Here is a 16,484-nt window from a genome sequence, read left to right on the forward strand (position 1 = left end):
CGCCGTCAGCGTCGTCTTGCCGTGGTCAACGTGACCAATCGTGCCCACGTTCACGTGGGGCTTGGTGCGCTCGAACTTACCCTTTGCCATGATTTGTTACCTCAATGAGTGAATGTTGGGGGAGCGAGGCGCGCAAGGCGCCCCGCAGTTTCCGATCAGGCCTTCTTCATCGCCGCTTCGGCGATGTTGGAGGGCGCTTCGGCGTAGTGGTCGAATTCCATCGTGAAGGTCGCACGACCTTGCGACATCGAACGCAGCGAGGTCGCATAGCCGAACATCTCGCCCAGCGGGATCATCGCGTTGATGATCTTGCCCGACGGGCTGTCGTCCTGGCCCTGCAACAGGCCGCGACGACGGCTGACATCGCCCATCACGTCGCCGACGTAATCTTCCGGCGTCACGATCTCGACCTTCATGATCGGCTCCAGCAGGACCGGATCGGCCTTGCGGAAACCTTCCTTGAACGCCATCGACGACGCCAGCTTGAACGCCATTTCCGAGGAGTCGACGTCATGGTACGAACCGTCGATCAGGCGAGCCTTGACGCCCACGACCGGGAAGCCCGCCAGCGGACCGCTGGTGATGGTTTCACGGATGCCCTTCTCGACTGCCGGGATGAATTCCTTCGGAATCACACCGCCGGTGATGTCGTTGATGAACAGGAAATCGTCCTTCACGTCCGAGTTGGCACGGTCTTCGTCGGTCATCGGCGACATCTCGATGACCACATGGCCGTACTGACCCTTACCACCCGACTGCTTGGCGTGTTTGTAGTCCGACTTGACGGCTTCACGGCGAATGGTTTCGCGATAGGCCACCTGCGGCTTGCCAACGTTGGCTTCCACGTTGAACTCGCGCTTCATGCGGTCCACCAGGATGTCCAGGTGCAGCTCGCCCATGCCGGCGATGATCGTCTGGCCGGATTCTTCATCCGTACGCACGCGGAACGAGGGATCTTCCTGCGCCAGGCGGCCCAGTGCGATACCCATCTTTTCCTGGTCCGACTTGGTCTTCGGCTCGACGGCCATCGAGATCACCGGCTCCGGGAAAGTCATGCGCTCAAGCGTGATGATCGCGTCCTGGGCGCACAGGGTGTCACCGGTGGTGACGTCCTTCAGACCCACGGCAGCGGCGATGTCGCCGGCGCGCACTTCCTTGATTTCTTCGCGGGTGTTGGCGTGCATCTGCAGGATGCGGCCGACGCGCTCCTTCTTGCCCTTGACCGGGTTGTACACCTGGTCACCGGCATTAAGGACGCCCGAGTAAACGCGGAAGAACGTCAGCGAACCCACGAACGGGTCGGTCATGATCTTGAACGCGAGCGAGGAGAACGGCGCCTTGTCGTCCGACGGACGGCTGACTTCCTTCTCGTCGTCGTCCACGCCCTGCACCGGCGGCACGTCGATCGGCGACGGCAGCAGCTGGATGACGGCGTCGAGCATGGCCTGCACGCCCTTGTTCTTGAACGCGGTACCGCAGAACACGGGGACGATTTCCGTCTTTATGGTGCGCGTGCGGATGCCACCGATGATTTCTTCCTCGGTCAGCTCGCCGCTTTCCAAGTACTTCTCCATCAGCTCTTCGCTGGCTTCGGCAGCCGCTTCGATCATGAAGTTGCGCGCAGCGTTGGCTGTGTCGACGAGGTCGGCCGGGATGTCGCCGTAGGTGAAGGTCGTGCCCTTGTCTTCCATGTTCCAGATGATCGACTTCATCTTGAGCAGGTCGACCACGCCTTCGAAGCCTTCTTCGGCGCCGATCGGCACTTGCATCGGCACGGCGTAGGCACCCAAACGGGCCTTCAGCTGGTCAACGACCTTGTTGAAGTTGGCACCGGTGCGGTCCATCTTGTTGACGAAGGCCATACGCGGCACGTGGTAACGGTTGGCCTGACGCCACACCGTTTCCGACTGCGGCTGCACGCCGCCCACGGCGCACAACACGAACACCGCGCCGTCGAGCACGCGAAGCGAACGCTCCACTTCGATGGTGAAGTCCACGTGGCCGGGGGTGTCGATGATGTTGAAGCGGTGCTCCGGCAACGACTTGTCCATGCCGCTCCAGAAAGCCGTGGTGGCTGCGGAGGTGATGGTGATGCCGCGCTCCTGCTCCTGCTCCATCCAGTCCATCGTCGCGGCACCTTCGTGCACTTCGCCGATCTTGTGGTTCACGCCCGTGTAGAACAGGATGCGTTCGGTCGTGGTGGTCTTGCCGGCATCGATGTGAGCCATGATGCCGAAGTTGCGGTAACGCTCGATAGGAGTGGTACGGGCCACGGTGTTCTCTCTTTTGTCTGCCTGATGGGCACCCCGGCCAAGCCGGGTTTCATATGGCCAGATGCCGCCCTGACGGCGGCCTCTGGTTCGATCGCGGAAAGCCAGCGATTTTCCGCGGCGCGGCCAGCCTTGCGGCGACCGCCGGGTGCCTTCATGGCACCCGATGGAGGCTTACCAGCGGAAGTGCGCGAATGCCTTGTTGGCATCCGCCATGCGGTGGGTCTCTTCGCGCTTCTTGATGGCGCCGCCACGGTTTTCCGAAGCATCCATCAACTCGGCAGCCAGCTTGCGCGGCATGGTGTTCTCACCACGCTTACGTGCGGATTCGATCAACCAACGCATCGCCAGCGCCATGCGGCGGGAGGCACGCACTTCAACCGGCACCTGGTAGGTCGCACCACCGACGCGGCGGGACTTCACCTCGACCGACGGGGACACGTTACCGAGGGCCTTCTCGACCAACTCGAGCGCGTTTTCGTTCTTCTCGCCGATGACATCCATCGCGCCGTACACGATTTTCTCGGCGACCGACTTCTTGCCGCTCAGCATGACCATGTTGATGAAGCGGGCGATGGTCTCGCTTCCGTGCTTCGGATCGGGCAGCACCGAGCGCTGCGGAGTATTGCCTTTACGGGACATAGCGGTATCTCTGGTTTCTTGCGGACGCGACGCCTAGCGACATCGCTGCGGATAAGGTGCGGATCAGGCCTTCGGGCGCTTGGCGCCGTACTTGGAGCGGCGCTGGCGACGCTTGGCGACACCGGCGGCGTCGAGCGAACCGCGCACGGTGTGGTAACGCACACCCGGCAGGTCCTTGACGCGACCGCCGCGGATCAGCACCACGCTGTGCTCCTGCAGGTTGTGGCCTTCACCACCGATATACGAAATGACTTCGTAACCGTTGGTCAGACGCACCTTGGCCACCTTGCGCATAGCCGAGTTCGGCTTCTTCGGGGTGGTGGTGTAGACGCGGGTACAGACGCCACGACGCTGCGGGCAGTTCTGCAGAGCCGGCGACGTGCTCTTGTAGGTTTCCGGGCTCCGCGGTTTGCGGACCAGCTGATTGATGGTTGCCATGCGATTCCGATGATTCTCTGGCCCGAAGGCCTTAGGCTTGGGTTGGCATCCCCGCCTGCCGGAAAACCGTTAGGCGAAGACAAAAAAACATAGCCTGCGCACGACATTTCCGTCGACGCAAGCTTCTGCAGCGGTACGGGCGCAGCAAGCTGCCCACCGTACGTCCCCGCGCATCCATGTGCCGAATACGAAGAACGTCCTGTCCTTCTTTTCGGGATCTGGGTAGCCCTAGGGCCACCTAAGTTGCGGGATTGTAATCCATTCCTGTCGGCCCGACAAGTCGCCGGGCCGACAGATGGCCGGGCGGATTACTCCGCTTCGGCCTGCTCATTACCGACGTCACCGCCGTCGGCTTCGATCATCACCATTTCGACCGGCGTCTCCACCGGCTCGGCGACGACTTCAGCGACATCCGCCGAGAGCAGCGCCATGTCGGCTTCGGTCAGGCCGGCGGCATTGCGACGGCGCTGGGTGTGATACGCCAGACCCGTACCTGCCGGGATCAGGCGACCGACGATCACGTTTTCCTTCAAGCCGCGCAGACTGTCGCGGGTGCCGCGCACGGCCGCCTCGGTCAGCACGCGGGTGGTCTCCTGGAACGAAGCCGCGGAGATGAAGGATTCCGTCGCCAGCGACGCCTTGGTGATACCCAAGAGCACCGGCGAGTACTTCGCTGGCAGCTCATTGCGGGTCTCGATCTTGGCGTTGTCCTCGATAACGCGCTGGCGCTCAGCCTGCTCGCCCGCCAGGTAGCGGCTGTCGCCAGCATCGGTGATCTCAACCTTGCGCAGCATCTGGCGAACGATCACCTCGATGTGCTTGTCGTTGATCTTCACGCCCTGCAGGCGATAGACGTCCTGGATTTCCTTGGTCAGGTAAGCCGCCAGCTCTTCCACGCCCTTCAGGCGCAGGATGTCCTGCGGGTTCGGCTCGCCATCCACCACGGTCTCGCCCTTCTCGACGTGCTCGCCTTCGAACACGATGACCTGGCGGTACTTCGGAATCAGCTCTTCGTGATCGACGCCATCCGGCCCCTTGATGATCAGGCGCTGCTTGCCCTTGGTGTCCTTGCCGAAGCTGACCACGCCCGAGATCTCGGCGAGGATCGCCGGGTCTTTGGGCTTGCGGGCTTCGAACAGATCGGCCACGCGCGGCAGACCACCGGTGATGTCGCGGGTCTTGGACGCTTCCTGCGGGATCTTGGCAACCACGTCACCCACGCCGACGGCGGCGCCGTCCTGCAGGTTGACGATCGAGCGCGGCGGCAACATGTACTGCGCCGGCAGATCGGTACCCGGGATGTTGAGGTCCTTGCCGTTCTTGTCGACGATGCGCACCAACGGACGCAGGTCCTTGCCCTGCGAGCCGCGACGCTTGGGATCGGTGATCTCACGCGATGCCAGGCCGGTCAGATCGTCGGTCTTCTCGATGACGGTGACGCCGTCGACGAAGTCGTAGAAGCGGATGAAACCCGCGACTTCCGACACGATCGGGTGGTTATGCGGATCCCAATTGGCGATGGTCTGGCCGGCCTTGATCGATGCCAAATCCTTGACGTTGATCATCGCGCCGTAGGGCAGCTTGTAACGCTCGCGCTCGCGACCGTGATCGTCGAGCACCGACAACTCGCCCGAACGCGATACGGCGACCAGACCACCATTCTCATGCGAGACCGACTTCAAGTTGTTGAACTTCACCGAACCATTGGTTTTGACGGTGATGTTGTCGATGGCCGCCGCACGCGACGCCGCACCACCAATGTGGAACGTACGCATCGTGAGCTGGGTACCCGGCTCACCGATGGACTGCGCGGCGACGACACCGACCGCCTCACCCATGTTGACCAAGTGACCACGACCCAAGTCACGGCCGTAGCACAGGGCGCAGACACCGAACGGCGCATCACAGGTGATGGTCGAACGGACCTGGATCGACTGCACGCTGGCATCTTCCAGGATCTGCACCCAGGCTTCGTCGAGCAGGGTGTTGCGGGTGACGATCGGATCTTCGTCGTTGCCCGGCAGGAACACGTCCTCGGCCACCACGCGACCCAGCACGCGATCACGCAGCGGCTCGACCACGTCGCCGCCTTCCACGATCGGGGTCATGGTCAGGCCGTTGTGCGTGCCGCAATCGGTTTCAGTGATCACTACGTCCTGCGCCACGTCGACCAAGCGACGGGTCAGGTAACCCGAGTTCGCCGTCTTCAGCGCGGTATCGGCCAGACCCTTACGTGCACCGTGGGTCGAGATGAAGTACTGCAGGACGTTCAGGCCTTCGCGGAAGTTCGCGGTGATCGGCGTCTCGATGATCGAGCCGTCCGGCTTGGCCATCAGGCCGCGCATACCCGCCAGCTGACGGATCTGCGCCTGCGAACCACGCGCGCCGGAGTCGGCCATGATGTAGATCGAGTTCATCGACTTCTGATCGATCGTCTCGCCCTTGGCGTTCTCGACCTTGTCGGTGCCGATCGTGTCCATCATCGCCTTGGCCACACGCTCGTTGGTGCGCGACCAGATATCGACCACCTTGTTGTAGCGCTCGCCGCCGGTGACCAGACCCGACTGGTACTGCTGCTGGATTTCCAGCACTTCGGCTTCGGCTTCCTCAAGGATGCCGGCCTTTTCGTCCGGGATGATCATGTCGTTGATGCCGATCGACACGCCCGCCTTCGTCGCGTACGAGAAGCCGGTGTACATCAATTGGTCGGCGAAGACGACCGTGTCCTTCAGACCCAGTTCGCGGTAGCAGGTGTTGATCAAGCGGCTGATCGCCTTCTTGTTCAACTCGGTGTTGACCAGCGAATACGACAGACCCTTGGGCAGGATATCGGCCAAGAGCGCACGACCCACGGTCGTGTCGACGATCGAGGTCTTGGCTTCGCGCTCACCTTCTTCGTTGAGCACGTACTCGGTGATGCGCACCTTGACCTTGGCATGCAGCTCGACGACACGGTTGTCGTAGGCACGCTTGACTTCGGCCACGTTGGCGAAGGCCATGCCCTCGCCCGCCTTGTTTTCCAGCGCGCGGGTCATGTAATACAGACCCAACACCACGTCCTGCGACGGCACGATGATCGGCTCGCCGTTGGCCGGCGACAGGATGTTGTTGGTCGACATCATCAGCGCGCGGGCTTCCAGCTGGGCTTCCAGCGAAAGCGGCACGTGCACGGCCATCTGGTCACCGTCGAAGTCGGCGTTGAACGCGGTACACACCAGCGGGTGCAGCTGGATGGCCTTGCCTTCGATCAACACCGGCTCGAACGCCTGGATGCCGAGACGGTGCAACGTCGGCGCACGGTTGAGCATCACCGGATGCTCGCGAATGACTTCTTCCAGGATGTCCCAGACTTCCGCTTCTTCGCGCTCGACCAGCTTCTTGGCCGCTTTGATGGTGGTGGCGAGGCCACGACGCTGCAGCTTGGCGAAGATGAAGGGCTTGAACAATTCCAGCGCCATCTTCTTCGGCAGGCCGCACTGGTGCAGCTTGAGGTACGGACCGACCACGATCACCGAACGACCGGAGTAGTCCACGCGCTTGCCGAGCAGGTTCTGGCGGAAGCGACCCTGCTTGCCCTTGATCATGTCGGCGAGCGACTTCAGGGCGCGCTTGTTGGTGCCGGTGATGGCGCGGCCACGACGGCCGTTGTCCATCAGCGCATCGACCGATTCCTGCAGCATGCGCTTTTCGTTGCGCACGATGATGTCCGGCGCGGCCAGCTCAAGCAGGCGACGCAGGCGGTTGTTGCGGTTGATGACGCGGCGGTACAGATCGTTGAGATCGGAGGTCGCAAAGCGGCCACCGTCCAGCGGCACCAGCGGACGCAAGTCCGGCGGCAGGACCGGCAGCACGGTCATGATCATCCACTCCGGGCGATTGCCGGAGTCGAGGAAGGCTTCGACCAGCTTGATGCGCTTGGTGAGGCGCTTGAGCTTGGTCTCGCTGCCGGTGGCGGCGATTTCTTCCTTCAGCTTGACCATCTCGGCCTGCAGGTCGATGTCGCGCAAGAGATCGAACACGGCCTCGGCACCCATCGCGGCCTCGAAGTCGTCGCCGTGCTCCTGGCGCGCCAGCATGTACTGCTCTTCGTTGAGCAGCTGGCCCTGCTCGAGCGGAGTCAGGCCCGGCTCGGTCACGACGTAGGCTTCGAAGTACAGGATGCGCTCGATGTCACGCAGGGTCATGTCCAGCATCAGACCGATGCGCGAGGGCAGCGACTTCAAGAACCAGATGTGCGCAACCGGCGCCGCCAGGTCGATGTGACCCATGCGCTCGCGGCGCACCTTGGCCAGCGTCACTTCGGTGCCGCACTTTTCGCAGACCACGCCGCGGTGCTTCATGCGCTTGTACTTGCCGCACAGGCACTCGTAGTCCTTGATCGGGCCGAAGATGGCCGAGCAGAACAGGCCGTCACGCTCCGGCTTGAAGGTGCGGTAGTTGATGGTTTCCGGCTTCTTGACTTCGCCGAAGGACCAGGAACGGATCATGTCCGGCGACGCGAGCGCGATCTTGATCGCGTCGAAGTCCGGAACGGTGCGCTGCTGGTTGAACAGATTAAGCAAGTCTTTCATTTGATGTCTCCGCGGAGTCTGGAAGGGATCACTGTCTTGTCGATGTCGCGGCGGACGCAGCCGTCAGCGGCGCGTCCGTCGCACGATGTCGTCAGTGTTCTTCCAGCTCCATGTTGATGCCGAGCGAACGGATTTCCTTGACCAGCACGTTGAAGGATTCCGGCATGCCCGCGACCATGTCGTAATCGCCATCCACGATGTTCTTGTACATCTGGTTGCGACCCTGCACGTCGTCGGACTTGACGGTGAGCATTTCCTGCAGCGTGTAAGCGGCGCCGTATGCCTCGAGCGCCCAGACTTCCATTTCACCGAAGCGCTGGCCACCGAACTGCGCCTTGCCGCCCAGCGGCTGCTGGGTAACAAGCGAATACGGGCCGGTGGAACGCGCGTGCATCTTGTCGTCCACCAGGTGGTTGAGCTTCAGCATGTGCATGTAACCAACGGTCGTCTTGCGATCGAACGCCTCGCCGGTACGGCCGTCGTACAACTGCGTCTGGCCGCCGGTCGGCAGGTCGGCGAGTTCGAGCATCTTCTTGATCTCGGTCTCGGCCGCGCCGTCGAACACCGGCGTTGCCATCGGCACGCCGTCGGTCAGGTTGTTGGCCAGCGTCATCAGCTCTTCGTCGCTGAACTGCTTGAGGTCAACACGCAATTCGCCCAGCTTTTCGGTGTCGTGGTTGTAGATCTCGTCGAGGAACTTGCGCAGGTCGGCAACCTTGGCCTTGTCATCCATCATGCGCTGGATCTTCTGGCCCAGGCCCTTTGCTGCCCACCCCAGGTGGACTTCGAGGATCTGGCCGATGTTCATGCGCGACGGCACGCCCAGCGGATTCAGCACGATGTCGACAGTCTGGCCATCGGCCATGTACGGCATGTCTTCGACCGGCACGATGTTCGACACCACACCCTTGTTACCGTGGCGACCGGCCATCTTGTCGCCCGGCTGGATGCGGCGCTTCACCGCCAGGAACACCTTCACCATCTTCAACACGCCCGGGGCGAGGTCGTCACCCTGGTTGATCTTGGCACGCTTGTCCTCGAAGCGACGCTCGAACTCCTTCTCATGGAGCGCGATCTGCTTCTGGGCGCGATCGATCGCCTCGGCAGCGTCCTCGTCCTTCATGTTGAAGTGGAACCATTCGCGCGGACGCACCTGATCCAGCACCAGCGAGGTCACGGTTTCACCCTTCTTGAGGCCACCACCGCCATTCGCCGTCTTGCCGAGCAGCTGGGCGCGCAAACGGGCGAAGATCGCGGCTTCCAGGATCATGCGCTGATCGTCGAAGTCCTTCTTGACGCGACGCACTTCGTCTTCCTGGATCTTGATCGCGCGCTTGTCCTTCTCCACGCCATCACGGGTGAAGACCTGCACGTCGATCACGGTGCCGTCCATGCCCGGCGGCACGCGCAACGAGCTGTCCTTCACGTCCGAGGCCTTCTCGCCGAAGATCGCGCGGAGCAGCTTCTCTTCCGGGGTCAACTGGGCTTCGCCCTTCGGCGTCACCTTGCCGACCAGGATGTCGCCGGCGCGCACTTCGGCGCCGATGAACACCACGCCGGATTCGTCCAGACGATTCAACGCATGCTCCGACACGTTCGGGATGTCGGCCGAAATTTCTTCCGCACCCAGCTTTGTGTCACGTGCCACGCAGGTCAGTTCTTCGATGTGGATCGTGGTGTAACGATCCTCTTCCACCACGCGCTCGCTGAGCAGGATGGAGTCTTCGAAGTTGTAGCCGTTCCACGGCATGAACGCGACCAGCATGTTCTGGCCCAGGGCCAGCTCGCCGATGTCGGTCGAAGGACCATCGGCCAGCACGTCGCCACGCTCGACCACGTCACCGACGTTCACCAGCGGACGGTTGTTGATGCAGGTGTTCTGGTTGGAACGGGTGTACTTGACCAGGTTGTAGATATCGACGCCGGCGTCGGTCTCGCCCTCGATCTCCGACTCGTTTGCCTTGACCACGATGCGGGCTGCGTCGATCTGCTCGATCACGCCGCCACGACGCGCGTTCACGGTCACACCCGAGTCGCGTGCCACGGCACGCTCGATGCCGGTGCCGACCAGCGGCTTCTGGCTGCGCAACGTCGGCACGGCCTGACGCTGCATGTTGGCGCCCATCAATGCGCGGTTCGCGTCATCGTGCTCCAGGAACGGCACCAGCGCCGCGGCGACCGACACGGTCTGCATCGGCGAGACGTCCATGAAGTCGACTTCGCTCGGCGGACGCAGCTGGGTGTCGCCCTGGAAGCGGCAGTTGACGAACTCGGAGGTCAGCTTGCCTTTCACGTCTTGCGAGGCATTCGCCTGTGCGATGACGAATTCGTTCTCTTCGATCGCCGAGAGATATTCGATCTCGTCGGTGACCACGCCGTCCTTCACCTTGCGGTACGGCGTCTCAAGGAAACCGTAGTTGTTGGTGCGGGCAAACACGGCCAGCGAGTTGATCAGGCCGATGTTCGGACCTTCCGGCGTTTCGATGGTGCAGACGCGGCCGTAATGGGTCGGGTGCACGTCGCGCACTTCGAAGCCCGCACGTTCGCGGGTCAGGCCGCCCGGGCCGAGGGCCGAGACGCGACGCTTGTGCGTGACTTCCGACAGTGGGTTGTTCTGGTCCATGAACTGCGACAGCTGCGACGAACCGAAGAACTCCTTCATCGCGGCCGCGACCGGCTTGGCGTTGATCAGATCCTGCGGGGTCAGACCATCGGCTTCGGCCATGGTCAGGCGCTCGCGCACGGCGCGCTCGACGCGCACGAGGCCCACGCGGAAGGTGTTCTCGGCCATCTCGCCGACCGAACGCACGCGACGGTTGCCGAGGTGATCGATGTCGTCCACCACGCCACGACCATTGCGGATCTCGGTCAGCACCTTGATCACGTCCAGGATGTCAGAGGCGTTGCCGTTGGCTTCCACCAGACGCTTGGACTCGTCGTCGCCGCGCTCGGCCAGGTACTTGTGGTCGTACAGCACCGGCGCGCCGGTCACTTCCTTGCGGCCCAGGCGACGGTTGAACTTCATCCGGCCGACGCTCGACAGGTCGTAGCGCTCGAAGGTGAAGAACAGGTTGTGGAACAGGTTCTGCGCGGCATCCTTGGTGGGCGGCTCGCCCGGACGCATCATGCGGTAGATCTCGACCAGTGCTTCCAACTGCGTCTTGGTGCTGTCGACGCGCAGGGTGTTGGAAAGATACGCACCGCGATCCAGGTCGTTCACCCACAGGGTGCCGACCGCAGCAATACCCGCCTTGCGCAACTTGCCGAGCAGGTCTTCGGTGATCTCGTCATTGGCCGAGGCCAAGAGTTCGCCGGTGGCCGGATCGATGATGTCGTGCGACAGGATGCGGCCGTGGATGTAGGTATCCGGCACGGCCAGGGCTTCGATGCCCGACTGCTCCAGCTGCTTCACATGGCGCGCAGTGATGCGCTTGCCGGCTTCGACGATGACTTTGTCGCCATCGGCCAGGTCGAACTCCAGCGTTTCGCCGCGCAGGCGCTCGGGCACCAATTCCAGCTGCACGCCTTCCGACGGGTCGATGTGAAAGGTGTTGATCTCGAAGAACTCGTTGAGCATCTCCTCGTTGGAGTAGCCCAGTGCGCGCAGCAGTACGCTGACCGGCAGCTTGCGGCGACGGTCGATGCGAGTGTAGAGCGCGTCCTTCGGGTCGAACTCGAAGTCCAGCCACGAACCGCGGTAAGGAATGATGCGGGCGCTGTAGAGCAGCTTGCCAGAGCTGTGCGTCTTGCCACGGTCATGGTCGAAGAACACACCCGGCGAACGGTGCAGCTGCGAGACGATAACGCGCTCGGTGCCGTTGACGATGAAGGTGCCGTTGTCGGTCATGAGCGGAATCTCGCCCATGTAGACCTCTTGCTCCTTGACGTACTTCACGGCCTTGCTCGAGGACTCGCGGTCATAGATGACCAAACGCACGGTCACGCGCAGCGGCGCGCCGTAGGACAACCCACGGTTGCGGCACTCGCGCTCGTCGAACACCGGCGTGCCCAGCGTATAGCCGACGTACTCCAGCGAGGCATAGCCGTTGTAGCTGGTGATCGGGAACACGGACTTCAGAGCGGCGTGCAGACCTTTGTCTTCGCGCTTGTCCATGGCCTTGTCGGCTTGCAGGAATTCGCGGTACGAATCGACCTGGATCGCCAGCAGGAAGGGGACTTCGAGAATCGATTTGCGCTTGCCGAAATTCTTGCGGACGCGCTTCTTCTCGGTGAAGGTGTATTGCGTGGTGGGCGCAGTAGCCATGAGAGCAGTACCTCGTGTGTCAGGGGGCGACCAGTGGTTGGATTGCACGGGCCGTCGATGACCGGATTTCCGTCCGGGGGACGGGAATCAACAGTGGGAAGTCGCTGGTATTGCCGGCACCAGCACGCCCTCTCCCGCTACTTCCGACTGTCGACTCGATCTTGCGTTGTTGCGTTTTCGTGATGGCACGACGGGCTGAAACCGCCTGCCGTTGAAACGGCCAAAGGCCGGGGGCTTCCGCCCCCAGCCTCAAGTCCTCGCCGATGTATCGCGGCGAGGCTGCAGCACTTACTTCAGTTCGACCTGAGCGCCAGCGGCTTCCAGATCTTTCTTCATCTTCTCGGCGTCTTCCTTCGAAGCGCCTTCCTTCACGGTCTGCGGAGCGCCTTCGACCATGTCCTTGGCTTCCTTCAAGCCCAGGCCGGTGATGGCACGCACGGCCTTGATGACCTCGACCTTCTTGTCGCCGGCAGCCTTCAGGATGACGTTGAACTCGGTCTGCTCTTCGACCGGGCCAGCAGCGGCGCCGCCGGCAGCAGCCACGGCAACCGGAGCAGCGGCGGAGACGCCGAACTTCTCTTCGATGGCCTTGACCAGTTCCATCACTTCCATCAGCGACTTGGTGGCGATCGCGTCGACGATCTGTTCATTGGTAAGAGACATTGGATTACCTCTGTAGTTTCTTGGATTGGGTTGTAAGAAGGGTGATCGTCAGGCGATCAGGCCGGCTCGGCCTGGGCTTCGCCTTCGGCGGGTGCAGCGGCGGCATCGCCACCCTGCTGCTCGCCGACCACCTTGACCGCACGGGCGAACATCGTCGCCGGCTCGGCCAACACGCGTGCCAGCATGCCCAGTGCCTGCTCGAGGGTCGGCAGCGATGCCAACACTTCGACGTGCGCGGGGCCGTATTGCTGGCCTTCGACTACCACCAACTTCGGTTGCAGTTTGTCGTTGCCCTTGGCGAACTCCTTGATCAGGCGACCGGCTGCGCCGGGCTCCTCGGTCGAGAACGCATACAGAAGGGGGCCGACCATCGAGTCTTGAGCGACTGCGAAATCGGTGCCTTCCACGGCGCGCGCGGCCAGCGTGTTCTTGACGACTTTCAAGTACACGCCAGTTTCGCGGGCCTTCTTGCGCATCGCGGTCATTTGCTCGACCGTGGTGCCTGCGTACTCGGCTGCGATCAGGGAGTGCGCCTTGCCGGCGATAGCTGACACTTCGGCAACGACGTCTTTCTTTTGGTTCAGATTCAGAGCCATAAGCACTCCTGTTGGAATTTCCGTCAATCGCTCCAGCGACTGGCGGGACTTGGCGATACCTTCCTTGGTACCGGGGATGGAGACATCCCGTGGTGCGCTTCTGAACCGGGACAACCCGTAAAAACTTCCAGAAGGGCGACCATCTACGCAGGTGGCTTCTTGCAAAGCGTGATTAAGCAGCCCCGCTTTCATCGACGGCGATTCCCTGCCATGCCGAGCTTCCGCTGCCCGTCGTCGATATGCGCTGACCGCGCCTGCGGTCTTTGATGGCTCCGCACCGTTTGCACGGCGCGACGCCTTCAAAAATGGCGATGGCGATGCGGCTGCCATCTTGTTTCGTACTGATCCTCGCCGAAGCGGGAACCTGAGGATCTATGGGCGAGGCCGCACGCATTCAAGCGCACGACCCTGCCGAGGCATTACTTGAGGGACAGCGAGGACTGGTCGACCACGACGCCCGGACCCATGGTCGAGCTGATCGAGATCTTCTGCAGATAGGTGCCCTTCGACGTCGCCGGCTTGGCCTTGATCAGGTCGCCCAGCAGCGCGGTCAGGTTTTCCTTCAGCTTGCCGGCCTCGAAGTCGGCCTTGCCGATGGTGCAGTGGATGATGCCGGCCTTGTCGGTGCGGTAACGCACCTGGCCGCCCTTGGCGTTCTTCACTGCCTCACCCGGGTTCGGGGAGACGGTGCCGACCTTCGGGTTCGGCATCAGGCCGCGCGGGCCCAACACGGTGCCGAGCTTGCCGACGACGCGCATCGCGTCCGGCGTCGCGATCACGACGTCGTAGTTCAGGTCACCGGCCTGCATCTTCTCGGCCAGGTCGTCCATGCCGACCGCATCGGCGCCTGCAGCCAGGGCTTCGTCCGCCTTGGCACCGGCGGGCACGAACACGGCCACGCGCACGCTCTTGCCGGTACCGGCCGGCAGCACGGTGGAGCCGCGCACCTGCTGGTCGGACTTGCGTGCATCGACGCCCAGACGCACGGAGACGTCCACGGCTTCGACGAACTTGGCCTTGCTGTTGTCCTTGACGATCTTCAGTGCGTCGTCGATGGCGTACGCCTTGCCCGGCTCAACGGCCGCGGCGATGGCTTTCTGTCGCTTGTTCATGGCCATGTCCTCAGCCCTCCACCGTCAAGCCCATCGAACGGGCCGAACCCGCGATGGTGCGAACTGCTGCGTCCAGATCGGCCGCAGTCAAATCAGGTTCCTTCGCCTTGGCGATCTCTTCCAGCTGTGCACGCGTGACCTTGCCCACCTTCTCGGTGTTCGGACGCTTGGAACCGGACTGGATGCCCACGGCCTTCTTCAGCAGGATAGACGCCGGCGGCGTCTTGGTGATGAAGGTGAAGGTACGGTCGGAATAGGCGGTGATCACGGTCGGGATCGGCAGACCCGGTTCCAACTTGGCGGTAGCCGCGTTGAAGGCCTTGCAGAATTCCATGATGTTCAGGCCGCGCTGACCCAGCGCAGGACCGACCGGCGGCGAGGGGTTGGCCTGACCGGCCTTCACCTGCAGCTTGATGTAGCCAATAACTTTCTTTGCCACGTTGTTTTCTCCTCGGGTTCCATCGTCTGCACGCCTGGCGGCTGCGGGACTCCCCGTCTCGTTGAATCAGAAGGCGCGTCCCGAAGGATGCGCCTTCCACCTATGGTCAGGCCTTTTCGACCTGACCGAATTCCAGCTCCACCGGGGTGGAACGACCAAAGATGAGCACGGCCACACGGACGCGGCTCTTCTCGTAATTGACTTCCTCGACCACGCCGTTGAAGTCGTTGAACGGACCGTCGGTGACGCGCACCATTTCGCCCGGCTCGAACAACACCTTGGGGCGCGGCTTTTCGACGCCGTCCTGCACGCGCTGCAGAATGGTGTCGGCCTCACGATCGGTGATCGGCAGCGGCTTGTCGGCAGTACCGCCGATAAAGCCCATCACGCGCGGAGTCTCCTTGATCAAATGCCAGGACTCGTTGTCGATGCGCGGGATGCCCGCCTCGTCATGGGTGACGATCTGCACCAACACGTAGCCCGGGAAGAACTTGCGCTCGGAGCGGCGCTTCTGGCCTGCGCGCATCTCAACCACTTCTTCCGTCGGCACGATCACTTCACCGAAGCGGTCCTGCATCTCCATCCGCGCGATACGGTCGCGCAGCGCCTGCGCCACGGACTTCTCGAAGCCCGAATAGGCATGCACCACGTACCAGCGCTTGTTATCGATCTCGGTTGCTTCCATGGTCATTCTTCAGTCCTTAGTCCGTTAGCGCCACAGCAACTTGGTGAACCACTGGATCACCAAATCGAAACCGCCCAGGATCAGGCTGACGACGACCACGACGATCATCACCACCCACGTGGTGCGCAGGGTTTCCTGACGGGTCGGCCAGACCACCTTGCGCAGCTCGAAGCGCGTTTCCTTGAAGAACTCACGCAGCTCCGGGCCCTTGCTCGACGTCATGAAAACCACGGCGCCCAACACGAGACCGGCGATCACCGCCACCACGCGCATCCACGTCGCCCACTCGCCCTGGAACCAGTAGAAGGCGAATACGCCCGCCACGACCAGCAACCCGGCAATGACGTACTTGACGATGTCGCCGCCGGAAGCGGTGTGTTTAGCGGGAGCGGTCTTGCTGTTCACGTCTCGCGGATTTCCTATGCGGATGCTGCGACTGCGGCATCCCGACCATTTGGTCAGTGGCACGCCAGGAGGGACTCGAACCCCCAACCTGCGGTTTTGGAGACCGCTGCTCTGCCAATTGAGCTACTGGCGTACGGATTTGATTGGCTTGTAGGAAGCCCGACGAATCGGGTTTCCTGAAAAAGGCAATGGCGGCTCGCGCCGCCCTGCCCTGATCCGGCCTGCTTCCGGTATGCGGAAGCAGGGGCTGGACCGGTCTTACTTGAGGATCTTCGCCACCACGCCGGCGCCGACCGTACGGCCACCTTCGCGGATCGCGAAGCGCAGGCCTTCGTCCATGGCGACCGGGTTGATCAGGCTGACGACCATCTTCACGTTGTCGCCCGGCATCACCATCTC

13 protein-coding genes and 1 tRNA gene are annotated in these 16,484 nt (G+C 62.4%); all 14 read right to left on the reverse strand.

What is annotated here, in order from left to right; translation table 11 throughout:
• Nucleotides 1–90 (reverse strand): GTP-binding protein (locus BW989_RS11960; protein ID WP_032978997.1); only part of this gene is annotated, 90 nt, incomplete at its 3' end.
• A gap of 65 nt (nucleotides 91–155) precedes the next feature.
• A complete protein-coding gene (fusA, locus tag BW989_RS11965) occupies nucleotides 156–2,273 on the reverse strand; it encodes an elongation factor G (RefSeq protein WP_076588632.1) in 2,118 nt (705 codons plus the stop codon).
• Nucleotides 2,274–2,444: 171 nt separating this feature from the next.
• Nucleotides 2,445–2,912, reverse strand: coding sequence for a 30S ribosomal protein S7 (gene rpsG / locus BW989_RS11970; RefSeq protein ID WP_076588635.1), 468 nt, complete (start codon nucleotides 2,910–2,912; stop codon nucleotides 2,445–2,447).
• A 63-nt stretch (nucleotides 2,913–2,975) separates the two neighbouring features.
• Nucleotides 2,976–3,350, reverse strand: a complete 375-nt coding sequence (gene rpsL / locus BW989_RS11975; protein WP_076588637.1) for a 30S ribosomal protein S12 — start codon at nucleotides 3,348–3,350, stop codon at nucleotides 2,976–2,978.
• Nucleotides 3,351–3,658: 308 nt separating this feature from the next.
• Nucleotides 3,659–7,921, reverse strand: coding sequence for a DNA-directed RNA polymerase subunit beta' (gene rpoC / locus BW989_RS11980; protein WP_076588639.1), 4,263 nt, complete (start codon nucleotides 7,919–7,921; stop codon nucleotides 3,659–3,661).
• A gap of 91 nt (nucleotides 7,922–8,012) precedes the next feature.
• The gene (rpoB, locus tag BW989_RS11985) at nucleotides 8,013–12,185 is read right to left on the reverse strand and encodes a DNA-directed RNA polymerase subunit beta (protein WP_076588640.1); all 4,173 of its coding nucleotides are present in this window, start codon (nucleotides 12,183–12,185) and stop codon (nucleotides 8,013–8,015) included.
• Between the two features lie 288 nt (nucleotides 12,186–12,473).
• Nucleotides 12,474–12,848, reverse strand: coding sequence for a 50S ribosomal protein L7/L12 (gene rplL, locus BW989_RS11990; RefSeq protein WP_076588642.1), 375 nt, complete (start codon nucleotides 12,846–12,848; stop codon nucleotides 12,474–12,476).
• 56 nt (nucleotides 12,849–12,904) lie between these two features.
• Complete coding sequence (gene rplJ / locus BW989_RS11995) at nucleotides 12,905–13,444, reverse strand: 50S ribosomal protein L10 (RefSeq protein ID WP_076588644.1); 540 nt, start codon at nucleotides 13,442–13,444, stop codon at nucleotides 12,905–12,907.
• Nucleotides 13,445–13,863: 419 nt separating this feature from the next.
• Complete coding sequence (gene rplA, locus BW989_RS12000; protein WP_076588646.1) at nucleotides 13,864–14,562, reverse strand: 50S ribosomal protein L1; 699 nt, start codon at nucleotides 14,560–14,562, stop codon at nucleotides 13,864–13,866.
• A gap of 4 nt (nucleotides 14,563–14,566) precedes the next feature.
• Entirely contained in the window at nucleotides 14,567–14,995 is a 429-nt protein-coding gene (gene rplK / locus BW989_RS12005; protein ID WP_076588648.1) for a 50S ribosomal protein L11, read from the reverse strand.
• 106 nt (nucleotides 14,996–15,101) lie between these two features.
• Nucleotides 15,102–15,680, reverse strand: a complete 579-nt coding sequence (gene nusG, locus BW989_RS12010; protein WP_076588650.1) for a transcription termination/antitermination protein NusG — start codon at nucleotides 15,678–15,680, stop codon at nucleotides 15,102–15,104.
• 24 nt (nucleotides 15,681–15,704) lie between these two features.
• Nucleotides 15,705–16,085, reverse strand: a complete 381-nt coding sequence (gene secE / locus BW989_RS12015) for a preprotein translocase subunit SecE (protein ID WP_076588652.1) — start codon at nucleotides 16,083–16,085, stop codon at nucleotides 15,705–15,707.
• A gap of 57 nt (nucleotides 16,086–16,142) precedes the next feature.
• Nucleotides 16,143–16,218, reverse strand: a tRNA-Trp gene (locus tag BW989_RS12020).
• A 125-nt stretch (nucleotides 16,219–16,343) separates the two neighbouring features.
• Nucleotides 16,344–16,484, reverse strand: a 141-nt coding sequence (locus BW989_RS12025) for an EF-Tu C-terminal domain-related protein (protein WP_484587433.1), incomplete at its 5' end; no start/stop codon positions are given.

The sequence above is a fragment of the Solilutibacter tolerans genome (genome assembly GCF_900155935.1).
GTDB classification, from domain to species: domain Bacteria; phylum Pseudomonadota; class Gammaproteobacteria; order Xanthomonadales; family Xanthomonadaceae; genus Solilutibacter; species Solilutibacter tolerans.